The 23,640-nt window shown below is 61.7% G+C and carries 20 protein-coding genes and 4 tRNA genes; 19 read left to right on the forward strand and 5 right to left on the reverse strand.

Features of this window, described 5'->3' with window-relative positions:
* Positions 1–285: 285 nt before the first annotated feature.
* The 5 genes from ribF to ispH all read left to right on the forward strand — a co-directional run bounded on the left by ribF (position 286) and on the right by ispH (position 6,041).
* Positions 286–1,236, forward strand: a complete 951-nt coding sequence (gene ribF, locus HX851_RS03030) for a bifunctional riboflavin kinase/FAD synthetase (protein ID WP_177055248.1) — start codon at positions 286–288, stop codon at positions 1,234–1,236.
* Positions 1,233–4,064: an isoleucine--tRNA ligase gene (ileS, locus tag HX851_RS03035; protein ID WP_177064940.1), complete on the forward strand. Its 2,832-nt coding sequence runs from the start codon at positions 1,233–1,235 to the stop codon at positions 4,062–4,064. The genes ribF and ileS overlap by 4 nt, the downstream gene beginning before the upstream one ends.
* Positions 4,057–4,572, forward strand: coding sequence for a signal peptidase II (gene lspA, locus HX851_RS03040; protein ID WP_017123463.1), 516 nt, complete (start codon positions 4,057–4,059; stop codon positions 4,570–4,572). The genes ileS and lspA overlap by 8 nt, the downstream gene beginning before the upstream one ends.
* A gap of 7 nt (positions 4,573–4,579) precedes the next feature.
* Positions 4,580–5,017: an FKBP-type peptidyl-prolyl cis-trans isomerase gene (gene fkpB / locus HX851_RS03045; RefSeq protein WP_177065001.1), complete on the forward strand. Its 438-nt coding sequence runs from the start codon at positions 4,580–4,582 to the stop codon at positions 5,015–5,017.
* Between the two features lie 76 nt (positions 5,018–5,093).
* Positions 5,094–6,041 carry a 4-hydroxy-3-methylbut-2-enyl diphosphate reductase gene (gene ispH / locus HX851_RS03050; protein ID WP_177064942.1) on the forward strand — a complete coding sequence of 316 codons (948 nt, stop codon included), beginning with the start codon at positions 5,094–5,096 and terminating at the stop codon, positions 6,039–6,041.
* Here ispH and HX851_RS03055 read toward each other — a convergent pair.
* A complete protein-coding gene (locus HX851_RS03055; RefSeq protein ID WP_017123466.1) occupies positions 6,018–6,563 on the reverse strand; it encodes a GspH/FimT family pseudopilin in 546 nt (181 codons plus the stop codon). The two genes, ispH and HX851_RS03055, sit on opposite strands and share 24 nt — an antisense overlap.
* A gap of 138 nt (positions 6,564–6,701) precedes the next feature.
* Between HX851_RS03055 and HX851_RS03060 the strand changes: the two genes are divergently transcribed.
* From HX851_RS03060 to thiO, 7 genes are read left to right on the forward strand one after another with little or no spacing between them, the layout of a single operon-like run.
* On the forward strand, positions 6,702–7,166 hold the full coding sequence (locus HX851_RS03060) for a GspH/FimT family pseudopilin (RefSeq protein WP_017123467.1): 465 nt from the start codon (positions 6,702–6,704) through the stop codon (positions 7,164–7,166).
* Complete coding sequence (gene pilV / locus HX851_RS03065) at positions 7,163–7,639, forward strand: type IV pilus modification protein PilV (RefSeq protein ID WP_017123468.1); 477 nt, start codon at positions 7,163–7,165, stop codon at positions 7,637–7,639. The genes HX851_RS03060 and pilV overlap by 4 nt, the downstream gene beginning before the upstream one ends.
* On the forward strand, positions 7,636–8,340 hold the full coding sequence (locus tag HX851_RS03070; RefSeq protein WP_017123469.1) for a PilW family protein: 705 nt from the start codon (positions 7,636–7,638) through the stop codon (positions 8,338–8,340). Before pilV ends, HX851_RS03070 begins: the two co-directional genes overlap by 4 nt.
* Before the next feature lie 7 nt (positions 8,341–8,347).
* Complete coding sequence (locus HX851_RS03075) at positions 8,348–8,872, forward strand: pilus assembly PilX family protein (RefSeq protein WP_017123470.1); 525 nt, start codon at positions 8,348–8,350, stop codon at positions 8,870–8,872.
* Positions 8,859–11,996, forward strand: coding sequence for a pilus assembly protein (locus tag HX851_RS03080; RefSeq protein WP_177064943.1), 3,138 nt, complete (start codon positions 8,859–8,861; stop codon positions 11,994–11,996). The genes HX851_RS03075 and HX851_RS03080 overlap by 14 nt, the downstream gene beginning before the upstream one ends.
* Before the next feature lie 12 nt (positions 11,997–12,008).
* Positions 12,009–12,422 (forward strand): type IV pilin protein, encoded by a 414-nt coding sequence (locus tag HX851_RS03085; RefSeq protein ID WP_017123472.1) that lies wholly within the window; start codon positions 12,009–12,011, stop codon positions 12,420–12,422.
* Between the two features lie 47 nt (positions 12,423–12,469).
* Positions 12,470–13,570, forward strand: a complete 1,101-nt coding sequence (gene thiO, locus HX851_RS03090; protein ID WP_177064945.1) for a glycine oxidase ThiO — start codon at positions 12,470–12,472, stop codon at positions 13,568–13,570.
* A 140-nt stretch (positions 13,571–13,710) separates the two neighbouring features.
* Here the strand turns inward: thiO and HX851_RS03095 are convergent, their stop codons facing one another.
* The 4 genes from HX851_RS03095 to HX851_RS03110 all read right to left on the reverse strand — a co-directional run bounded on the left by HX851_RS03095 (position 13,711) and on the right by HX851_RS03110 (position 18,145).
* On the reverse strand, positions 13,711–15,054 hold the full coding sequence (locus HX851_RS03095; RefSeq protein WP_177064947.1) for a sigma-54-dependent transcriptional regulator: 1,344 nt from the start codon (positions 15,052–15,054) through the stop codon (positions 13,711–13,713).
* Positions 15,055–15,056: 2 nt separating this feature from the next.
* A complete protein-coding gene (locus HX851_RS03100; RefSeq protein ID WP_017123475.1) occupies positions 15,057–16,646 on the reverse strand; it encodes a sensor histidine kinase in 1,590 nt (529 codons plus the stop codon).
* Positions 16,636–16,869, reverse strand: coding sequence for a PP0621 family protein (locus HX851_RS03105; protein WP_177064949.1), 234 nt, complete (start codon positions 16,867–16,869; stop codon positions 16,636–16,638). Before HX851_RS03105 ends, HX851_RS03100 begins: the two co-directional genes overlap by 11 nt.
* Positions 16,870–17,128: 259 nt before the next feature.
* Positions 17,129–18,145 (reverse strand): outer membrane protein assembly factor BamD, encoded by a 1,017-nt coding sequence (locus tag HX851_RS03110; RefSeq protein WP_017123477.1) that lies wholly within the window; start codon positions 18,143–18,145, stop codon positions 17,129–17,131.
* A gap of 150 nt (positions 18,146–18,295) precedes the next feature.
* Between HX851_RS03110 and rluD the strand changes: the two genes are divergently transcribed.
* The 7 genes from rluD to HX851_RS03145 all read left to right on the forward strand — a co-directional run bounded on the left by rluD (position 18,296) and on the right by HX851_RS03145 (position 23,500).
* Positions 18,296–19,258 (forward strand): 23S rRNA pseudouridine(1911/1915/1917) synthase RluD, encoded by a 963-nt coding sequence (gene rluD / locus HX851_RS03115; RefSeq protein WP_177064951.1) that lies wholly within the window; start codon positions 18,296–18,298, stop codon positions 19,256–19,258.
* Positions 19,255–19,980 (forward strand): peptidoglycan editing factor PgeF, encoded by a 726-nt coding sequence (gene pgeF / locus HX851_RS03120; RefSeq protein ID WP_177064953.1) that lies wholly within the window; start codon positions 19,255–19,257, stop codon positions 19,978–19,980. Before rluD ends, pgeF begins: the two co-directional genes overlap by 4 nt.
* A gap of 130 nt (positions 19,981–20,110) precedes the next feature.
* Positions 20,111–22,675: an ATP-dependent chaperone ClpB gene (gene clpB / locus HX851_RS03125; protein WP_177064955.1), complete on the forward strand. Its 2,565-nt coding sequence runs from the start codon at positions 20,111–20,113 to the stop codon at positions 22,673–22,675.
* 397 nt (positions 22,676–23,072) lie between these two features.
* Positions 23,073–23,148: transfer RNA gene (locus HX851_RS03130), tRNA-Asn, on the forward strand.
* A 9-nt stretch (positions 23,149–23,157) separates the two neighbouring features.
* Positions 23,158–23,234, forward strand: a tRNA-Pro gene (locus HX851_RS03135).
* Between the two features lie 5 nt (positions 23,235–23,239).
* A tRNA-Lys gene (locus tag HX851_RS03140) sits at positions 23,240–23,315 on the forward strand.
* Positions 23,316–23,423: 108 nt separating this feature from the next.
* Positions 23,424–23,500: transfer RNA gene (locus HX851_RS03145), tRNA-Pro, on the forward strand.
* Positions 23,501–23,640: the final 140 nt, after the last annotated feature.

Raw genomic sequence — 23,640 nt, forward strand, 5'->3', positions numbered from 1 at the left:
CTCCTACAGGGTTGCGTATCACCACGCAGCACCGGGTGGCCCGGATCCTCTGTAGGAGTCTGGCTTGCCAGCGATGAGGCCCTTAGGCCTTGCAGCGCCCATCCAAACGCCATCGCCGGCAAGCCGGCGCCTACGGATAGGGGATGCCCGCGGAGCTTTTAGCGCTCTCGGTGTCCTGTTCGCCGGCAAGCCAGGCTCCCGTAGGGGCATGTGTCGACGCTTGACAGGTATTAAGCCGGGCCCGGTATGGTTATAATCGGCCACTTTATGAGCAAGAAGCGCGTTATGCAGCTGGTTCGAGGCCTCCACAACCTGCGTCCCCGGCATCGGGGCTGTGTCGCCACTATTGGCAACTTTGACGGTGTTCACCGTGGTCACCAGGCTATCCTGGCCCGACTGCGCGAGCGTGCGCTGGAGTTGGGCGTGCCCAGCTGCGTGGTGATTTTCGAGCCGCAGCCCCGTGAATTCTTCGCTCCGGAGACCGCTCCGGCCCGTCTGGCACGCTTGCGCGACAAGCTGCAACTGCTGGCAGCCGAAGGCGTGGACCGGGTGTTGTGCCTGGCGTTCAACCAGCGCCTGAGCAAGCTCAGTGCCGCCGAGTTCGTCGATACCATCCTGGTGGACGGCTTGGGTGTGCAGCATCTGGAGGTCGGTGACGACTTCCGTTTCGGCTGCGACCGCGCCGGCGATTTCGATTTTCTGCTGCAGGCGGGTAACGTCCGCGGCTTTACTGTCGAGGCGGCGCAGACCGTCGAGCTCGATGGTTTGCGAGTCAGCAGCACTCAGGTGCGTAACGCCCTGGCGGCGGCTGACTTTGCCTTGGCCGAGCGTCTGCTCGGCCGCCCGTTCCGGATTGCCGGACGGGTGCTGCACGGACAGAAGCTGGCACGCCAATTGGGCACGCCCACGGCCAACGTGCAGCTCAAGCGCCGTCGCGTGCCGCTGACCGGGGTTTACCTGGTCAGTGTCGAGATCGACGGCCAACCGTGGCCGGGCGTCGCCAATATCGGCGTGCGACCCACGGTTTCAGGTGATGGCAGCGCTCACCTGGAAGTGCACCTGCTGGATTTTACCGGTGATCTGTATGACCGGCGTTTGACCGTGGTTTTCCACCACAAGCTGCGCGATGAGCAGCGATTCGCCTCCCTGGAGGCGCTCAAGACGGCGATCAATGCGGACGTCGCCGCCGCCCGTGCCCATTGGCAGGGTTCACCGCTTAAAAAGAGCCTGAAATGACCGACTACAAAGCCACGCTTAACCTCCCGGACACCGCCTTCCCGATGAAGGCCGGCCTGCCACAGCGCGAACCGCAGATCCTGCAGCGCTGGGACAGCATTGGCCTGTACGGGAAGTTGCGCGAGATTGGCAAGGATCGTCCGAAGTTCGTTCTTCACGACGGTCCTCCGTATGCCAACGGCACGATTCACATCGGTCATGCGCTGAACAAGATTCTCAAGGACATGATCATCCGTTCCAAGACCCTGGCCGGCTTCGATGCGCCGTACGTGCCGGGTTGGGACTGCCATGGCCTGCCGATCGAACACAAGGTCGAAGTGACCCACGGCAAGAACCTGGGCGCGGACAAGACCCGCGAACTGTGCCGTGCCTACGCCACCGAGCAGATCGAAGGGCAGAAGTCCGAGTTCATCCGCCTGGGTGTGCTGGGTGATTTCGCCAACCCCTACAAGACCATGGACTTCAAGAACGAAGCCGGTGAAATCCGCGCCCTGGCCGAAATCGTCAAGGGCGGTTTCGTGTTCAAGGGCCTCAAGCCGGTGAACTGGTGCTTTGACTGCGGCTCGGCCCTGGCTGAAGCGGAAGTCGAGTACGAAGACAAGAAATCCTCGACCATCGACGTGGCCTTCCCGATCGCCGACGACGCCAAACTGGCCCAGGCATTCGGCCTGGCAAGCCTGGCCAAGCCGGCTGCCATCGTGATCTGGACCACCACACCGTGGACCATCCCCGCCAACCAGGCACTGAACGTGCACCCGGAGTTCACCTACGCCCTGGTGGATGTGGGTGACCGCCTGCTGGTGCTGGCCGAGGAAATGGTCGCGACCTGCCTGGCCCGCTACGAACTGCAAGGTTCGGTGATCGCCACCACCACCGGCTCCGCGCTGGAACTGATCAACTTCCGTCACCCGTTCTATGACCGTCTGTCGCCGGTGTACCTGGCCGACTACGTAGAGCTGGGCTCCGGCACCGGCGTGGTTCACTGCTCGCCTGCCTATGGTGTTGACGACTTCGTGATCTGCAAGAAGTACGGCCTGGTCAACGACGACATCATCAATCCGGTACAAAGCAATGGTGTCTACGCGCCGTCGCTGGAGTTCTTCGGCGGCCAGTTCATCTTCAAGGCCGACCAGGCGATCATCGACAAGCTGCGCGAAGTCGGTGCGCTGATGCAAACCGACACCATCAAGCACAGCTACATGCACTGCTGGCGCCACAAGTCCCCGCTGATCTACCGCGCCACCGCGCAATGGTTCATCGGCATGGACAAAGAGCCGAAAAGCGGCGACACCCTGCGTAACCGCGCGATCAAAGCCATCGAAGACACCCAGTTCGTCCCGGCCTGGGGCCAGGCACGCCTGCACTCGATGATCGCCAACCGCCCGGACTGGTGCATTTCCCGCCAGCGCAACTGGGGCGTGCCGATCCCGTTCTTCCTCAACAAGGAAAGCGGCGAGCTGCACCCGCGCACCGTCGAACTGATGGAAGAAGTGGCCCAGCGTGTCGAACAGGAAGGCATCGAAGCCTGGTTCAAGCTGGACGCCGCCGAGCTGCTGGGCGACGAAGCGCCGCTGTACGACAAAATCAGCGACACCCTCGATGTCTGGTTCGACTCGGGCACCACCCACTGGCACGTGCTGCGCGGTTCGCACCCGATGGGTCATGAAACCGGCCCGCGCGCCGACCTGTACCTGGAAGGCTCGGACCAGCACCGTGGCTGGTTCCACTCGTCGCTGCTGACCGGTTGCGCCATCGACAACCACGCGCCGTACCGTGAACTGCTGACCCACGGTTTTACCGTCGACGAAGCCGGTCGCAAGATGTCCAAGTCCCTGGGCAACGTGATCGCGCCGCAGAAAGTCAACGACACCCTGGGCGCGGACATCATGCGCCTTTGGGTCGCCTCGACCGACTACTCGGGTGAAATGGCGGTGTCCGACCAGATCCTGGCCCGCAGCGCCGACGCCTACCGGCGTATCCGCAACACCGCGCGTTTCCTGCTCTCCAACCTGAGCGGTTTCAACCCGGCCACCGATATCCTGCCGGCGGACGAAATGCTCGCCCTGGATCGCTGGGCGGTGGACCGTACGTTGCTGCTGCAACGCGAGCTGGAAGTGCACTACGGCGAATACCGTTTCTGGAACGTCTACTCGAAGATCCACAACTTCTGCGTGCAGGAACTGGGCGGTTTCTACCTCGACATCATCAAGGATCGCCAGTACACCACCGGCGCCAACAGCAAGGCCCGGCGTTCCTGCCAGACCGCGCTGTTCCATATCTCCGAAGCACTGGTGCGCTGGATCGCGCCGATCCTGGCCTTCACTGCCGACGAGCTGTGGGAATACCTGCCGGGCGAGCGCAACGAATCGGTGATGCTCAACACCTGGTACGAAGGCCTCAGCGAACTGCCGGATGGCTTCGAGCTGGATCGCGCCTACTGGGAGCGGATCATGGCGGTCAAGGTCGCGGTCAACAAGGAAATGGAGAACCTGCGGGCAGCCAAAGCCATCGGCGGCAACCTGCAGGCGGAAGTCACCCTGTTCGCCGAAGAGGCACTGGTCAGCGACCTGAACAAACTGAGCAACGAACTGCGCTTCGTGCTGATCACCTCCACCGCGACCGTGGCGCCTTTGGCGCTGGCGCCGGCGGATGCCGTGGTCACCGAGGTGCCGGGCCTGAAGCTCAAGGTGGTCAAGTCCGGCCACGCCAAGTGTGCCCGTTGCTGGCACTGCCGCGAGGATGTCGGGGTGAACCCGGAGCATCCGGAAATCTGCGGTCGCTGCGTCGACAACATCAGCGGCGAAGGCGAGGTGCGTCACTATGCCTAATGCCGGTGCGGGCCGTTTCGGCCGCCTGGGCTGGTTGTGGTTGAGCGTGCTGGTCCTGGTCATCGACCAGGTCAGCAAGCTCCACTTCGAAAGCTCGCTGACCATGTACCAGCAGATCGTGATCATTCCCGACTACTTCAGCTGGACCCTGGCCTATAACACCGGCGCGGCCTTCAGCTTCCTGGCTGACAGCTCCGGCTGGCAGCGCTGGCTGTTCGCCCTGATCGCGGTGGTGGTCAGTGCAGTGCTGGTGGTCTGGCTCAAGCGCCTGGGGCGCAACGAAACCTGGCTGGCCATCGCCCTGGCCCTGGTGCTGGGCGGGGCGCTGGGCAATCTGTACGACCGGATCGCCCTGGGCCATGTGATCGACTTTATCCTGGTGCACTGGCAGAACCGCTGGTACTTCCCGGCGTTCAACTTTGCCGACAGCGCCATTACGGTGGGCGCGGTGATGCTGGCGCTGGACATGTTCAAAAGCAAAAAGTCCGGAGAAACCGTTCATGACTGAACACGCAGTGGCTGAACAACGGATCGGTCAGAACACCCAGGTCACCCTGCACTTCGCCTTGCGCCTGGAGAATGGCGACACGGTCGACAGTACCTTCGACAAGACCCCGGCGACCTTCAAGGTTGGCGACGGCAGCTTGCTGCCGGGCTTCGAAGCGGCCTTGTTCGGCTTCAAGGCCGGTGACAAGCGCAGCCTGACCATCCCGGCGGAAAATGCCTTTGGCCAGCCCAACCCGCAGAATGTGCAGATCATCCCGCGTTCGCAGTTCCAGGGCATGGAACTGTCGGAAGGCTTGCTGGTGATCTTCAACGACGCGGCCAATACCGAGCTGCCTGGTGTGGTCAAGGCCTTCGATGACGTCGAAGTGACCGTCGACTTCAACCATCCTCTGGCCGGCAAGACCCTGACCTTCGATGTGGAAATATTCGAGGTCAAGGCGCTGTAGGAGCCGGCTGGCTGGCGATAGACCGCGCAAGCGGTCAAACTGATCTGAAACCCGCGCGCAAGACACGAGGCACAGCATGCAAATCAAACTCGCCAACCCCCGTGGCTTCTGCGCCGGCGTGGACCGGGCGATTGAAATCGTCAACCGGGCCCTGGAAGTCTTCGGACCGCCGATCTACGTGCGTCACGAAGTGGTGCACAACAAATTTGTCGTCGAAGACCTGCGCGCCCGCGGCGCCATCTTCGTCGAGGAGCTGGACCAGGTGCCGGACGACGTCATCGTCATCTTCAGTGCCCACGGCGTTTCCCAGGCCGTGCGCAGCGAGGCGGCCGGTCGCGGGCTGAAGGTGTTCGATGCCACCTGTCCGCTGGTCACCAAGGTGCATATCGAAGTCGCGCGCTACAGTCGCGATGGTCGTGAATGCATCCTGATCGGCCACGCCGGGCACCCGGAAGTAGAAGGCACCATGGGGCAATACGACGGCAGCAACGGTGGCGCCATCTACCTGGTGGAGGACGAGAAAGACGTCGCCGCCTTGCAGGTGCGCAATCCCGACAGGCTGGCCTTCGTGACCCAGACCACCTTGTCGATGGACGACACCAGCCGTGTCATCGACGCCCTGCGATCTCGGTTCCCGGCCATTGGCGGACCCCGCAAGGATGACATCTGCTACGCCACGCAAAACCGCCAGGACGCGGTCAAGCAACTGGCGGACGAATGCGATGTGGTGCTGGTGGTCGGCAGCCCGAACAGCTCCAACTCCAACCGCCTGCGTGAGCTGGCCGAGCGCATGGCGACCCCGGCCTACCTGATCGACGGAGCCGAAGACATGCAACGCAGCTGGTTCGACGGCGTCGAGCGCATCGGCATCACCGCCGGCGCCTCGGCACCGGAAGTACTGGTGCGCGGGGTGATCCAGCAGCTCCAGGCCTGGGGCGCCACCGGTGCCGATGAACTGGCCGGTCGCGAGGAGAACATCACGTTCTCCATGCCCAAGGAACTACGCGTTCGCTCGTTGCTCTGAGCCTGCAGTCTGACAGAGCGCCTCCGGGCGCTCTCGTGTATCGATCCGCGCTCTGCCGGTCGAGGCCAGTACCACCCGCAGGTGGCTGATGGCTTGCTCCCTCGCGCAGACATGCAGCGTGCCTCCCCTCGATGAGCCGTTCTCGTAGCGCAGTTCGCCCAGGCTGGTGAAGCGGATAAAGCTGCGCATGGTGGTATTGCCCCTGATGGGGGTTCTGCCATCTCCGCGTCGCTCACTCAGGACCGGGTTGTCCGGGTCCTCATGGCCATTTCCGTTCTGGTCGATCACGATCCTCCAGCCACGGCTCCAGTCGCCTTCCAGCGGGTGAATGATCACGCTTCGCTGGCGCAGGATCGCTTCGGTGCGGGCCGTGCGCAGGCCGGTGGCGAGTTCATCGGCCGAGACTCTTCGGTGCTGGGAGTCCATGAGGTCCCTGAACGACGGAAAGGCCAGGTGGGCCAGTAGGGCGATCAGGGCCAGCCCGACCAGCAGTTCGATCAGTGTGAAGCCTCGCGGTGACATATCGGCCGACTCCCTGTTTATTTTGATGACAGTGCTTCCGTGCACTGGTCCATCCAAAACAACCGTATATCCTGTCGTCGGTTGTCTGGAGGACAGGGCTAGTTATAGTCCAGAGCAGGCGGGGTGGGGAGTACGCATATGTTTCAACGTACCAGAGGTTTCACGCTGGTCGAGCTGATGGTCGCGGTGGCGGTGCTGGCGATTCTGGTCACGGTCGCGGCACCGGTGTTCACCAGCAGCATCCAGAAGACCCGAGCCGATTCCGAGGCCAGCGACCTGATGCGCGCGTTGAATTATACCCGTCTCGAGGCGATCAACCGGGGGGTGAATGTGCGCATTGCGCCCACGGCGGTCGGAGGCTCCTGGACCCAGGAACTGACCACTCGGCTGAGCCCGGCGGGGAACGTGCTGCGGGTGACTCCGGCCATGTCGACGGCGGCGACGGTGGCGAGCAATAACGTGGCGTTCATCGAGTTCAACAACCTCGGTGGGCTGGCCAGCCCGGCGGCCAATACCACCCTGACCTTTGTCGAGGGGGCCTATACCAATGCGGTCACCGTGTGCCTGACAGGGCGGATCGTCCTCAATGGAGTGTGCCAATGATGCGTAGCGATCAACGGGGCACAACCCTGGTGGAAGTGCTGGTGGCCATGCTGGTCATGGCGATCGGTCTGCTCGGCGCGGCGGCCTTGCAACTCAATGCCCTGAAAAGTACCGACAGCTCGACCATCGGCACCCAGGTCAGTTTCATCACCTACGACATACTGGATCGCATTCGAGCCAACCCTTGTTCGAATTCCACGCTCAATCCCTGCGTCAATCCCGGGGCTGACTATCAGTTGGGAAGCCTTACGGCTCCCAGCAGCATTTCGACGATACGGGACCAGGATCTGTCCGACTTCGTCACCAACCTGAACAATATCGCCGGTGCGGCGAACGTTACCGGCACCATCTCGGTCGCGTCCGGTGTCGTCACTATCACGATCAACTGGAATGACGCACGCGCCGCGAACGCTGCCGCCACTTCGACCTTCTCCCTGGTCAGCCAGGTTTCAACCGTGTGGAACGGCCTATGAAAAAGCTTTCCGGGGGATTCGGCCTGGTCGAGATCATGGTTGCGCTGGTGCTGGGCCTGGTGGTGGTCCTGGGCGTTACACAGATATTCGTCGCGGCCAAGAATACCTACACGAGCCAGACCGCCGCTGCCGGGATTCAGGAGGATGCTCGCTTCGTGCTGAGCAAGATCCAGCAGGAAGTCCGCATGGTGGGGATGTTCGGGTGTGTCGGCACCGTGGCGGACTCCAGTGACAACAGCGCCTTCACCGCGGCCTACAATGCGCCGATTACCTGGGACAACGCCAATCAGGCGCTGACTCTGGTCACCGCGGACGTCGGCAATAACGGTACGGTGCCGGCCTGGACGATTCTCTCCGATTGCCTGGTGCAATCCACGGCCTATACCGGCGCCCGGGCGGCGGGCAGTGGGCAGATCGCCTTGCCGGTCAGGCAACTGGTCTACTCCTTCGCCAACAACCAACTCTATATCGGCCCGCTGAACAATCGCCAGCCACTGATCAGCAATGTGCAGGCTTTTTCGGTGTCGTTCGGGATGGCCCGGACGGTGCTCGACAGCACGGCGTTCAGTTACTCCGCCAACCCCTCCAACGCAGCCCTGATTCGCAGTGTGCGCCTGACCCTGACGCTGAGGGACCCGACCAACAAGGTCAGCAATCGCACATTCAACGTCGTGGCGTCCGTGCGTAACCGGCTCAGATAAGGAGGGCATGCATGTGAAGACTTTTGCCCGTGGGGCTCATCGATTCAATCCGCGATCCCAGCGCGGCATGGCATTGCTGGTCAGCCTGGTGTTTTTGCTGTTGCTGACGCTGATCGGTATTTCGTCGATGCAGAACGCCAACCTGCAGGAAAAGATGTCCGGCAGCGTCAAGGTGCGCAACGAGTCGTTCCAGTTTGCCGAGAGCGCGCTACGTGTGGGGGAAAGCATTGTGCAGGCGTCGACATACGATTTGGCGGTTTGCTCAAGCACCACGCGCTGTGCACCGCCCGCCGAGGCGACCAACAATGCCGTGGCGCTGACCGCGGGCGCCAATGCCACTTCGGGAGTCACCTGGGTGGCGGTCACCAATGGTTTCTATGGCATCCAGAAGCTGGGCACCACCAAGGACCCGGTCAATGTGAACCAGGCGGGCATGGAAGACAGTCTTTCCTGGACCACCTACAGGATTACCGGCGTGGGTAATCAGGGTGCGTCGCGCACCGTGCTGGAGAGCATCTATGTCAAGAAGTAAGCGGTCGGGCAGCGGGCTTTCGCGACTCGCCAAACTGATAGGCGGGGGGCTTCTCGGGCTCTACCTCAGTGCTCCGGCCTATGCCTTCACGCCCTCTGACTCGCCCTTGTTGAGCGCCGGTTCGGTGACACCGAACGTGATGCTGCTGGTGGATAACTCGGGGAGTATGAACAACCTGATTCGTACGGCGGACTTCAATCAGGCGACGACGACTCCCCAGGTCTACAACTGCGCTTCGAATACCAGTTGCAGTACCAACATCAATGGCCTGGTCACGCTCGATATGACCAATGAGAATCAGTTCATCAGTGATTTCAACCAGGGTGGCTGCAGCAGTGGCTACGATGGTTTCAGAATCGCTACCAGTGTCAGTAACAATGCGCCTACCAATGTTCTTTACTGCATCAAGTTCCCCGATCCCGTCGGTGGTGGCAATACCCGGATTTCCAACCGGTATGTGGCTTATCTCATCGCCAGGATGATCACCGCCGGGCTGGTCAAAAAGGACTACTCCACCGACAGTACGATCCCCAATGACTATCGGATCAACGTCGCACGTAACGTGTCCTCGTCACTGGTCACCAGCAACCGCAACCTGCGTATCGGGTTGGCGACCTTCAATTCGCCTCGCAGCGGTGATAATGGTCCGGGCGGTAATATCGCCCGGGGGATCAGCGATCTATCGCCGGTGAGCGGGTCGACCACCCAAGCCCAGGCGGACACCAACTACAACGCGCTGATTTCCTCTATCGGTGGTCTGTCGGCGGTTGCCAACACGCCATTGGCTGAAACGTATTACGAGATCACTCGCTATTTCCGTGGGATGGCGCCGTACTACAACTCGACACCGAGTACCTATACCAGCCCGATCCAGTACCGCTGTCAGAAGAACTACGGGGTGGTGATCACGGATGGCCTGCCGACCTATGACCGCACGTTCCCGAGCAACGACCCTCTGGGCGGCAGCAATCTGCCGAACTGGGACGGGATCAATAATGACGGCGACAACCTGAGTGGCGACGGCGAAGGCGACACGCTCTATCTGGACGATATCGCCAAGTTCGCCTATGACATCGACATGCGCTCCGCGGGTAACGATGCTGCCGGCAAGAGTTGGGACGCTGCGGACTTCCCGAAACAGAATATGTTTACCTACTCCGTGGGGTTTACGGCTGACAACCAGATGTTGGCCGATACCGCGCGGTATGGACACGGTAACTACTACCAGGCGACCGACAGTGCGGGGTTGAACGCGGCGCTGTCGGCGGCACTCAATGACATCACCTCCAAGGCGGGATCCGGCGGTGGTGGCGCAGCGAGTTCATCGAGCCTGCGCGCCAATACCTTGTTCTATACCTCGCAGTACGACCCCACCGATTGGCGCGGCACCATCCGGGCCTTTGCGTTCAATACCGACGGATCGCTCAGTTCCACGGCCAACTGGACGAGCGACACGACCATCTCTCCCAGCGGTACGGCCACTCCAAGTTTTCAGTCGTGGAATACCCTGACCAGCGCGGCTATCACTCTCGCCTATGGCAACTTCGCCCCGCTTCAGCAGGTCGCCCTGGGATTGAGCCTGCCCCTGGGTGTTACCGGCAACGATCTGGTGGAGTGGAGCAAGGGCACCAACAGGACCGGTCTGAAAACCCGCAGCGTGTACCTGGGGGATGTCGTCAACTCGCGACTGGTTTATGCGTCGCCGACCGATCGCACGGCATCGGACAGTCTTGGCGACACCACTTACACCACCTACCTGGACGGCAAGAGTACCGGGATGACGGCTCGCCTGGTGGTCAACGCCAACGATGGATTCTTCAACGTCATCGACCCGGTGGTTGGCAACCGCCTTTATGCCTACATGCCGTCGAGTGTGATCAACAACCTGCACTATGTCGCCGATCCGAACTACATCAATGGCACCAGCCACAAGTTCCTCAACGATGGCCAGATCACCGTGGCCGATGCCAAGCTCAACAGCACCTGGAACACTGTCGCGGTAGGCGGTGTCGGTGCCGGTGGCAAGGCGTTCTTCGCGATCCGGCTCTACGGGGCGTCGACCGCCAACGCCATCAGCGCCCTGTGGGAAATCAAGGCGCCGGATGTCGCCAATACGCTCAACGTCTTCAATGACCTGGGTTATGCCTATGCCAAGCCGGAAGTCGCACGCCTGGCCGATGGTCGCTGGGCGGCGTTCATCGGCAACGGCTACGGCAGTACCTCCGGTGTGGCGGCGTTGTATGTGGTGGACATGCGCGACGGGTCGCTGATCACCAAGATCACCGCCGACAACACCGGGAACAACGGCCTCAGTTCGGTGAAACTGCGAGTCAATGCTCAAAGTGTCGTGCAGTATGCGTACGGCGGCGATCTGAAAGGGCAGATGTGGAAGTTCAACCTGACCGACTCCACACCTTCGAACTGGGGGGTGGCATTTGGTGGCGCACCGCTGTTCACCGCTTCGGGTGGTTCGGCCCAGCCGATTACCGCGCAACCGGTCGTCGGCAACCTGCCCGGGCAAGGCAAGCTGGTTTATTTCGGTACCGGCAAACTCAGTGAAACGGCGGACAAGACCACCACGGCACGCCAGGCGTTCTACGCCGTCCTGGATAATGACGGGACCAGCGCCAGCTATACCGAGAGCAATCTGGTGGCCCAGACGATCAATGCTCCCGCGACGGGAACGTCGTTTTTCACCTCCAGTCAGAATTCGGTCGATTACACGACCAAGAAAGGGTTCTACTTCTCCCTGGTTCTCAACAACACCCTGACCGGGGAGCGGGTCATTTACCCGGCGCTCCTGACCTTTGGTCGATTGATCTTCACGACGGCCATCGTTGACACCAGCGACCCGTGTTCGAGCTCGGGATCGGGCCGACTGATGGATGTCGATGCGGTGACCGGGGCCATGCTGACGTACCCGGTGCTGGACTCCAACAACGATCGGCGAGTCAATGCCAGCGACCAGATATTCAGTGGTATCAACTACAGTGGTGGCGTGCCGAACATCGGTGGCCTGGTCAGCAATCCTGATGGGTCCCAGATCATTACAGGGCCGCAAGGCTCGCCGATCGAACTGGGTGGCGTGAACAACCGACGCATCATGTGGCGACAATTACAGTGAGTGAGGGAATCAATGCGTAGAGCCAGTAAAGGTTTCACCCTGATCGAGTTGATGATTGCCGTGGCGGTTGTCGGGATTCTTGCCGCTATCGCCTATCCAAATTACACCGCCTACGTGCAGCGCACTCATCGCTACGAAATTGCCGAATTGCTCTACGAGCAGGCGCAGGCGCTGGAGCGTTTCTACTCGCGCAGCGCCACCGCGGCCAACCCGGTGGCTACCTACGCCGGGGCGACGGTGAGTGGCGGTAACACGTACTACACGATTGCCTCGAACCTTGCCGCGACGGGGTTCACCTTGACGGCAACCCCGATACCGGGTTCGATGATGGCCAATGATGCCTGTGGTACCTATACATTGAGCAACACCAACGCTCGAACCAACTCCGGAGCGGGCATGAGCCTCAAGGATTGCTGGGGTCGCTGAATCTGTCAGGGATGTTGTGTCGGTTTCTTTTCTGTCTGGATCAATAAATGAGTACCCAGCAACACGTAGTCATTGTCGGCGGCGGTGTGATTGGTCTTTTGACCGCATTCAACCTGGCCGGGCAGGTCGCCCGGGTAACCCTGCTTGATCGTTCCGGCCTGGGCCAGGAGTCCTCCTGGGCCGGCGGCGGGATCGTCTCGCCGTTGTACCCATGGCGCTACAGTTCGGCCGTCACGGCCCTGGCCCACTGGTCCCAGGATTTTTATCCACAACTGGGCGAGCGACTTTTCGCCAGCACCGGTGTGGATCCCGAGGTGCACACCACCGGGCTCTACTGGCTCGACCTGGATGACGAGGCCGAGGCCCTGGCCTGGGCCGAGCGCGAGCAGCGCCCGTTGAGTCCTGTGGATATCTCGGCGGTCCATGACGCGGTGCCCGTCATGGGCGGGGGCTACTCCCGGGCGATCTACATGGCCAATGTCGCCAATGTGCGCAATCCGCGCCTGGTGAAATCACTCAAGGCGGCCTTGCAGGCATTGCCCAATGTCACCCTTCACGAACAGTGCGAAGTCAGCGACTTTATCCGCGAGGGCGGGACGGTGGCCGGCGTGCAGACTGCCACAGGTGGCATTCGGGCCGACCAGGTGGTGCTGGCTGCCGGTGCCTGGAGTGGTGAACTGTTGAAGAGGCTGGGCCTGGAGCTGCCGGTCGAGCCGGTCAAGGGCCAGATGATTCTGTACAAGTGCGCGGCGGACTTTCTGCCCAGCATGATCCTCGCCAAAGGGCGTTATGCTATCCCGCGACGCGACGGCCATATCCTGATCGGCAGCACCCTGGAGCACGAGGGGTTCGACAAGACGCCGACCCTGTCTGCCCTGGAAAGCCTCAAGGCATCGGCGGTGGAGCTGATCCCGGCGCTGGCGGGTGTCGAGCCCGTTGCCCACTGGGCGGGATTGCGCCCCGGCTCGCCGGCGGGCATCCCGTTCATTGGTCGGGTCCCCGGTTTTGACGGGCTTTGGCTCAACTGCGGGCACTACCGCAACGGCCTGGTGCTGGCGCCAGCGTCCTGCCAGCTGTTTGCCGATCTGTTGCTGGGACACGAACCGATCATCGACCCGGCACCTTATGCGCCCGAGGGCCGGCTCTGAAGCTTCCCCGGTGATCCTGGAAACCCAACCCTGTAGGAGCCTGGCTTGCCAGCGATGAGGCCGGTGGGAGCTGCATCGATCTTGCGACCGCCATCGCCGGCAAGCCGGCTCCCGCAGGGGCTGTGTCAATCAATGAGCGTTTAATCCAGCCCCAGTTTCTTGAGGCGATATCGCATCGAGCGGAATGACAGATTCAGTCGCTGGGCCGCCGCGGTGCGGTTCCAGCGGGTTTCCTCCAGGGCCTGGAGGATCAGCTTGCGCTCGATGCTTTCCAGGTAGTCTTCCAGGTTATCGATCTGCGCCAGGCTCGGCTCCCCGGGCTCGGCGTTATTGCCCTCGGCTTGCGCCAGTCGCAGGTCGCTGGCTTCGATCTGCTCGTTTTCGCACAGGGTGTAGGCTCGTTCGAGCATATTCTCCAGTTCGCGCACGTTACCGGGAAAGCGATAACCCTTGAGGGTATCCAGGGCATGGGGATGCAGCCTGGCGGCAGGTTGCCCGCTGCCCGAGGCCAGGCGCTTGAGCACATTGGTCGCCAGTGGCTCGATATCGTCGCGGCGTTCGCGCAGCGAGGGCACCCGCAGCTCGATGACGTTCAGCCGGTAATACAGGTCCTGGCGAAAGCGTCCGGCGCTGACTTCGCCGTTCAGGTCCTTGTGGGTGGCGCACAGGATCCGCACATCCACCACTTCCTCCTGCTGACCGCCGACACTGCGCACGGCCTTCTCCTGGATCGCCCGCAGCAGCTTGACCTGCATGGCCAGGGGCAGGTCGGCGACCTCATCGAGAAACAGGGTGCCGCCGTTGGCGGCCTGGAACAATCCGGGCTTGTCTTCGACGGCACCGCTGAAGCTGCCTTTGCGATGGCCGAAAAACTCGCTTTCCATCAGCTCCGAAGGAATCGCCCCGCAATTGACCGGCACGAACGGGCGCTCGGCGCGGGGCCCTTGCTCGTGGATCAGGCGTGCCACCAGTTCCTTGCCACTGCCTGATTCGCCACTGATATACACCGGCGCCTGACTGCGGGCCAGCTTGTCGATCTGCTTGCGCAGGGCGCGCATCGGCAGCGAATCGCCCAGCAGGCGGTTATCGATGGACGGCGGTTTTTCACCGGCCAGCGGCAGGCGCAAGGCACTGGCGACCAGCTCCCGCAGGCGGGCAAGGTCCACCGGCTTGGTCAGGAAGTCGAAGGCGCCGGACTTGAGTGCGTTGATCGCGGTGTCCAGGCTGCCGTAGGCGGTGATCATCGCCACGGGCACCTGGGGGTGGCGCTGCTGGATGTGCTGGACCAGTTCCAGCCCCGTACCGTCCGGCAGGCGCATGTCGGTCAGGCACAGGTCGAAGCTGTCCCGGGCCAGCTTTTCCCGGGCTTCGCCGACGTTGCGGGCGCTCTGGGTATCGAGTTTCATCCGGCCCAGAGTGATTTCCAGGAGTTCGCGGATATCCGGCTCATCATCGACGATCAGGATCTTTTGCCGTGGGCTCATGTTCAACTCTGTTTGCGTGCGTGAGCGAAGGTGATGCGAAAGCAACTGCCGCCTTGGCGCCTGGAGTAGTCCAGGCGGGCCTGGTTGCTTTCGCATAACTCGCGGGACAGGTACAGGCCCAGGCCCGTGCCCTGGCTTTCGGTGGTGAAGAACGGCTCGAACAGGTGCTGCAGCTGTTCGGGGGCGACGCCGGGGCCATTATCCAGTACTTCCAGGGTCGGCAGTTCATTCTTCTGTTCCAGCGACAGCTTCAGCCAGACCTCGGCCTGATCATGCAACTGGGCACTGTAGCGCAGGCCGTTTTCCAGCAGGTTGTTCAATACCTGTGTCAACTGTAGCGGGTCGGCGCGGGTTTGCAGCCAGGCACTGCCGATCTCCAGGTGGAGTTGCTGGTTCGGTCGGGCCCGTTCGCGCCATTCGCTGACAAAGGTCTCCAGCCAGGTGCCCAGGTCGAGCAACTGCGGTTCGGCGGGTCGCCGGCGGGACAGCTGGAGTACATTCTCGATCACCAGATTCATGCGTTTGGACTGATCCTGGATTATTTGCGTGAGACGCCGGTCAGGACCTTGCAGTTCCTCCGACTCCTGCAGCAACTGGGCGGCGTGGCTGACGGCACCCAGGGGGTTGCGGATTTCGTGGGCGATACCGGCGGTCAGGCGGCCCAGGGCGGCGAGCTTGAGTTGCTGGGCCTGTTGGGCGATCTGCGACAGGTCCTCGAGGAAAACCAGCGTTTGCTGTTGCTCACCACGCTGCAGTGCGATGAACGCGGGCTGCAGCACGGCGCTGCCACCGGCGATTTTCAGGCTTTGCGGGCGCAACGTGGGATTGCTTTGCCACAGGCGCAGGCGGGCGATCAGCTCTGGCGAGCAGCTTTCGATCGATTGCCCGATGACATCGGTCTGGCCCAGCAGTGCGAGGACGCTGGGGTTGGCCAGTTGCGCGCGGTACTCGGCATCGAGTACCAGGATGCCGGTGCGCATGCGTTGCAGGATCAGTGCATTGAGCGCTTCGAGGTTGGTCACGTCACTGGCGCGCTGTTCGGCCAGGGTATCGCTCACGATCAGCAGGCGGGTCAGGCCCTGGACGAGCAGCGCCGCGGCAAAGCACAGGGCGCCGAGCAGCCCGGCCTGTACGTAGTAGTTGGCGGCTGCCGGGCGGCTGAAGCTCAGGTAGAAGGTCAGGTAGATAATGCCGATGGCCGATACGGCGGCAATCAACAGGCCGATACGACCACGCAGCAGCACGTTGCTGATCGCCACCGAGGCGATCAGCAGGTTGCCGATCCCGCTGGGTGTGCCGCCGGCGGCATAGAACAGGCCGGAGAGCATGATGGCGTCGGCCAGCGCCAGGCTGAAGACCTGGGCCTGGCGCTTGGGGTTTTCCAGCAGCACCACTACCAGGATATTCAGGATCAGGTAGATCCAGCTGCCGGTGCGAAACAGCTCGCCGTCGGCCAGCTCCAGCAACTTGTCGTCCATCTTGCTGGAAATCAGCAGGACCAGGGCCACGCCGATGCTCAGGCGATACAGGTGATAGAGCCGCAGCAGGCGTTGTGCCTGGGAGCCTTCGAGACTGAGGGTCTCAGCGGTCACGAGCGCCCGGGCCTTGCTCGAGATGGGCCTGGCTGCAATACCACTGCTGTTGCTGGCTCAGGGCGCGGTCGCGAGGCAGGTGCACGCCGCAGTGCGCGCAACGCACCATGGGCGGGGCATTCAGCTCGTCGGAGGGGCGGGCGGCGGTTTCGGCCCGTTTGAATTTGCGCCAGAACCATACGGCGGCAGCGATCAGAGCAATCCAGAACAGTAAACGAACCATGGCGACCAGCTATTCGGCGAGTGATCCGGCAGTTTAGCCAAGCTCATGACGGGCGCACAGAGCAATTACCGCGGGCCGGGCCAAAGATAAAAAAAAGAGCCTCGAAAGGCTAGTGCTGGTCAGTTAAGCCAATGAGGTTCTGAAAACGCCACGTAACCTGTAGGAGCCCGGCTTGCCGGCGATGGCGTCCGAACAGACGCTGCATGGCCCGAAGGCCTCATCGCCGGCAAGCCAGCTCCTACATTTAGCGGGTGTGGACTTAGTCGAACACACCGAAGGTCATGTAGCTGAACCACGAACGGTTGCTGTTGCTGCCCTCGGCTTCATGCTGTTCTTCTTCAACGGCATCGCCTTCGGTCGGCTTCAGGTCTGACGGGATCGCATCCTTGGCATCCTGGAACTGTTTCAGCACGTCCTGGTTGGCGCGGGTTTCTCCCGGTGGCAGCGGCGGACGGGATTCGATCAGGCCCAGGGTGGCCTTGCTCAGCCAGGAGCGGTTGTCCGCCTCGGCGACGCGTGGCACGAACTGGCCGTCGACCAGGCTCGGGTGATTCGGGTAGTTGGCCTTCAGGACTTCCAGGCTGCTGGCAGCCAGTTCATCCAGGTGCAGGCGCTGGTAGGACTCGACCATCACCGCCAGGCCGTCACCGACCGAAGGGGTTTCCTGGAAGTTCTCCACCACGTAGCGACCGCGGTTTGCCGCGGCGACGTAGGCCTGGCGAGTCAGGTAGTAGTCGGCCACGTGGATCTCGTAGGACGCCAGCAGGTTGCGCAGGTAGATCATGCGCTGCTTGGCGTCCGGCGCGTAGCGGCTGTTCGGGTAGCGGCTGGTGAGCTGGGCGAACTCGTTGTAGGAGTCGCGGGCGGCACCCGGGTCACGCTTGGTCATGTCCAGCGGCAGGAAGCGCGCCAGCAGGCCCACGTCCTGGTCGAAAGAGGTCAGGCCCTTGAGGTAGTAGGCATAATCCACGTTCGGGTGCTGGGGGTGCAGACGGATAAAACGTTCTGCCGCGGACTTGGCCGCTTCCGGCTCGGCGTTCTTGTAGTTGGCGTAGATCAGTTCGAGCTGTGCCTGGTCGGCGTAGCGACCGAACGGATAACGCGACTCCAGGGCCTTGAGCTTGGCGGTGGCGCTGGTGTAGCTGTGGTTGTCCAGGTCGGCCTGCGCCTGCTGGTACAGCTCCACTTCGCTCAGGTTTTCGTCAACGACTTCCTTCGACGAGCAAGCAGCGGTCAGTGCGAGGATGGCGATCAGCAGCAGGTGTTTCACTTGCATGGCGGCTTGCGTCCCTATGACGGCCGCTGTCTTGGGCGGGGCCGTCCTGTTATGATGAGTGCCCCGTTGAAAGCCTCGGGGCAAAAGACGCCGTATTTAACCACAAGCGCGCAGCCGAAACCAAAGGCTGTGCCGACGCCTAGTCCGAGCATGTCCGATAAAATTGAACTTCGCGCAGAGGTGCCGTCCGAACTGGGCGGCCAACGCCTCGATCAAGTCGCCGCACAACTATTCGCCGAGCACTCGCGCTCGCGCCTTTCCGCCTGGATCAAAGACGGCCGCCTGACTGTGGATGGAGCGGTCATCCGCCCGCGAGACATCGTCCATGGCGGCGCCATCCTCGAGCTGACCGCCGAGCAGGAGGCCCAGGGAGAATGGATCGCCCAGGACATCGAGCTCGATATCGTCTATGAAGACGACGATATCCTGGTCATCAACAAGCCCGCGGGCCTGGTGGTGCACCCGGCTGCCGGGCATGCCGATGGCACCTTGCTCAACGCCTTGCTGCACCACGTACCGGACATTATCAATGTGCCGCGTGCGGGTATCGTGCACCGCCTGGACAAGGACACCACCGGACTGATGGTCGTGGCCAAGACCATCCAGGCGCAGACGCAGCTTGTCACGCAACTGCAGAGCCGCAGCGTCAGCCGTATCTATGAGTGCATCGTGATCGGCGTGGTGACGGCGGGTGGCAAGATCAACGCGCCGATCGGCCGGCACGGCCAGCAGCGCCAGCGCATGGCGGTGATGGAGGGCGGCAAGCAGGCGGTGAGTCACTACCGCGTGCTTGAGCGTTTCCGCTCCCACACCCACGTCCGGGTGAAGCTGGAAACCGGTCGTACCCACCAGATCCGTGTGCACATGGCCCACATCAACTTTCCGTTGGTCGGTGATCCGGCCTACGGTGGACGTTTCCGGATTCCGCCTGCTGCCAGCGTGACCATGGTCGAATCGCTGAAAAACTTCCCGCGCCAGGCCCTGCATGCGCGCTTCCTGGAGCTGGATCATCCGACGACCGGTCAACGCATGAGCTGGGAATCACCGCTGCCGGACGATTTCGTCTGGTTGCTGTCGCTGCTCAAGCAGGATCGCGAGGCGTTCATCGGGTGAGTGACTTCCTGATTCCTGACTGGCCTGCGCCGGCGAGGGTCAGGTCTTGTGTCACGACCCGGGCGGGCGGTGTCAGCCTGGCACCGTTCGACAGCCTGAACCTCGGTGATCATGTCGACGACGACCCGCTTGCGGTCGCGGAAAACCGTCGACGCCTCAATAGCGTTTTTGATATCCAGCCGGCCTGGTTGCGCCAGGTGCATGGGGTGGTGGTGGTCGAGGCCGATCCGGCGATAACCGCCGAGGCCGATGGCAGTTGGACCGCGACGCCGGGTATTGCCTGTACGGCGATGACCGCCGATTGCCTGCCGGCGTTGTTCTGTGACCGTGCCGGCACCCGTGTGGCGGCGGCCCATGCCGGTTGGCGCGGCCTGGCGGCGGGAGTGTTGGAAGCGACCGCCGATAGCCTCGATGTGCCCGCCTCGGAGATTCTGGTCTGGCTCGGCCCGGCCATCGGCCCACAGGCCTTCGAAGTGGGGGCCGAGGTCCGCGAAGCCTTTGTCTCGAGCCATCCCCAAACCAGCGATGCCTTTGTTCCCAGCCGCAACGCCGGGCGCTTCATGGCGGACATCTATGCCCTGGCCCGCCTGCGTCTGGCGGCACGGGGGATCACGGCGGTCCATGGCGGCGGCTTCTGCACGGTTTCCGATCCGCGCTTCTATTCCTATCGGCGCAGTCCGCGCACCGGTCGTTTTGCTTCCCTGATCTGGCTCGAAGGCTAGACTCTCCTGATCTGCGTCAATTGTCCGACGCTTGAAACTCCCAGAATCGACCGCATCTATAGGGACATCTGGCAGGTTTCTTCATTCAGGTGTGTCCATCGCTCCGGCCTGCTCAAAAGGAAGGTGAAAAATGCGTATAGACCGATTGACCAGCAAATTGCAGTTGGCATTGTCCGATGCCCAGTCCCTGGCCGTAGGCCTCGATCATCCGGCCATCGAGCCCGCTCACTTGATGCAGGCGTTGCTGGAGCAGCAGGGTGGTTCGATCAAACCCCTGCTGATGCAGGTAGGCTTCGAGGTCAACAGCCTGCGCAAGGAGTTGAGCAAGGAGCTCGACCAGTTGCCGAAAATCCAGAATCCCACCGGCGACGTGAACATGTCGCAGGATCTCGCGCGCCTGTTGAACCAGGCTGACCGGCTGGCCCAGCAGAAGGGCGATCAATTTATCTCCAGCGAACTGGTGCTGCTCGCCGCCATGGACGAGAACAGCAAGCTTGGCAAGTTGCTGCTGGGCCAGGGCGTGAGCAAGAAGGCCCTGGAGAACGCGATCACCAACCTGCGCGGCGGCGCGGCGGTCAATGACGCCAACGTCGAGGAGTCGCGCCAGGCCCTGGACAAGTACACCGTCGACCTGACCAAGCGCGCCGAAGAGGGCAAGCTCGATCCGGTGATCGGTCGTGACGACGAAATCCGTCGCACGATCCAGGTGCTGCAACGGCGGACCAAGAACAACCCGGTGTTGATCGGTGAGCCCGGCGTGGGCAAGACCGCGATTGCCGAGGGCCTGGCCCAGCGCATCATCAATGGCGAGGTGCCCGATGGCCTGAGGGGCAAGCGCCTGCTGTCGCTGGACATGGGCGCACTGATTGCCGGGGCGAAATACCGCGGCGAGTTCGAAGAGCGCCTGAAGTCGCTGCTCAATGAGCTGTCGAAGCAGGAAGGGCAGATCATTCTGTTTATAGACGAATTGCACACCATGGTCGGCGCCGGCAAGGGCGAAGGTTCGATGGATGCTGGCAACATGCTCAAGCCGGCTCTGGCCCGTGGCGAGCTGCACTGCGTCGGGGCGACCACGCTCAACGAGTATCGCCAGTATATAGAGAAGGACGCGGCTCTCGAACGGCGTTTCCAGAAGGTGCTGGTGGATGAGCCGAGCGAGGAGGACACCATTGCCATCCTGCGGGGCCTGAAGGAGCGTTATGAGGTCCACCACAAGGTGGCGATCACCGACGGCGCAATCATTGCCGCGGCCAAGCTCAGCCATCGCTATATCACCGACCGCCAGTTGCCGGACAAGGCCATCGACCTGATCGATGAAGCCGCCAGCCGTATCCGCATGGAAATCGATTCCAAGCCGGAAGTGCTGGATCGCCTGGAACGTCGCCTGATCCAGCTCAAGGTCGAATCCCAGGCGCTGAAGAAAGAGGACGATGAGGCGGCGATCAAGCGCCTGGAAAAACTCCAGGAAGAAATTGTCCGTCTGGAGCGCGAGTACGCCGACCTGGAAGAAATCTGGACCTCGGAAAAAGCCGAAGTGCAGGGTTCTGCGCAGATCCAGCAGAAAATCGAGCAGTCGCGCCAGGAGTTGGAAGCCGCCCGCCGCAAGGGTGACCTCAATCGCATGGCCGAACTTCAGTACGGGGTGATCCCGGACCTCGAGCGCAGCCTGCAGATGGTCGACCAGCATGGCCAGAGCGAAAACCAGTTGCTGCGCAGCAAGGTGACCGAGGAAGAAATTGCCGAGGTCGTTTCCAAGTGGACCGGTATTCCGGTGTCGAAGATGCTCGAAGGCGAGCGCGACAAGCTGCTGAAGATGGAAAGCCTGCTGCACCAGCGCGTTATCGGTCAGGAGGAAGCGGTGGTGGCTGTCGCCAATGCGGTACGGCGTTCCCGTGCCGGGTTGTCCGACCCGAACCGGCCGAGCGGCTCGTTCATGTTCCTCGGCCCGACCGGCGTGGGCAAGACCGAGCTGTGCAAGGCCCTGGCCGAATTCCTGTTCGACACCGAAGAGGCGATGGTGCGGATCGATATGTCCGAGTTCATGGAGAAACACTCCGTGGCTCGCCTGATCGGTGCGCCACCGGGCTATGTGGGCTATGAAGAGGGCGGTTACCTGACCGAGGCGGTACGTCGCAAGCCTTACTCCGTGATCCTGTTGGACGAGGTCGAGAAGGCCCATCCCGATGTGTTCAACATCCTGCTGCAGGTGTTGGAGGATGGTCGCCTGACGGACAGCCATGGCCGTACCGTGGACTTCCGCAATACGGTCATCGTGATGACCTCCAACCTGGGTTCGGTGCAGATCCAGGAGCTGGTGGGTGATCGTGAGGCCCAGCGGGCGGCGGTGATGGATGCCCTGGGCAGCCATTTCCGGCCGGAGTTCATCAACCGGGTCGACGAAGTGGTGATCTTCGAGCCATTGGCCCGGGATCAGATCGCCGGGATCACCGAGATCCAGTTGGGCCGCCTGCGTGGGCGCCTGGCCGAGCGCGAGCTGAAGCTGGAGTTGAGCGCCGAGGCCATGGACAAGCTGATCGCCGTCGGTTACGACCCGGTCTATGGTGCGCGGCCGCTCAAGCGTGCCATCCAGCGCTGGATCGAGAACCCGTTGGCGCAGTTGATCCTGTCGGGGCGCTTTGTCCCCGGGGCGAGCGTTACGGGCACGGTGGAAAACGATGAGATCGTCTTTGCCTGAGGCCTGCGCTTACCTGTAGGAGCCGGCTTGCCGGCGATGGCGTCCGGAAGGTCGATGCAAGGCTTATTGGCCCCATAGCCGGCAAGCCGGCTCCTACAGGGGAAGCATTTCGATTTCGGCGTGCTTTTTTTCGGTAGGGCGTTGAACTCAAAGAAAAAGGCTTGTAAAGTGCGCCCCGCAGTACGGTCACCCCGGATTTCCCTCCCCAGGGGAATTCCTGAAAAAAGATTGCAAATCATTGTCTTGAAAGCAATTTAGGGGGTTGACAGGGTGGTTTAAGGTTGTAGAATAGCGCGCCTCAGACACACGAACGCAGCGATGCGAACGAGTCGAAGAGTAAGCTTCCAGCGATGGGAGTGAGCGTTGGATGTAAGAGTTGTAACTTGAAATATGTAGTTCCGTGATAGCTCAGTCGGTAGAGCAAATGACTGTTAATCATTGGGTCCCAGGTTCGAGTCCTGGTCACGGAGCCAATTTCAAACCGGGGTATAGCGCAGTCCGGTAGCGCGCCTGCTTTGGGAGCAGGATGTCAGGAGTTCGAATCCCCTTACCCCGACCATTTTTGGGTCGTTAGCTCAGTTGGTAGAGCAGTTGGCTTTTAACCAATTGGTCGTAGGTTCGAATCCCACACGACCCACCATTTTTGAAACCAGTTAGCGCTGGAATCGAATCTTAAGATCAGAGGCCAAAAGCGCTGATCGAAGAAGGCGCCTTTTAATTTCAAAACTAAAAGGTGCCTTTTTTTTACCGGGGTATAGCGCAGTCCGGTAGCGCGCCTGCTTTGGGAGCAGGATGTCAGGAGTTCGAATCCCCTTACCCCGACCATACATAAAAAAGGCGTCCAATAGGACGCCTTTTTTATATGTGTTTTCAAGAGTCTGCGCTGGATCAAGGATTGTTCAATGCATCGAGGTCATGCTAAAACCTTCCTGTCTGCCAATCCTTCTGTAGCGCTCGTGTAATAT

Origin of the sequence: Pseudomonas gingeri, from assembly GCF_013385635.1 — a bacterium.
GTDB classification, from domain to species: Bacteria; Pseudomonadota; Gammaproteobacteria; order Pseudomonadales; family Pseudomonadaceae; genus Aquipseudomonas; species Aquipseudomonas gingeri_A.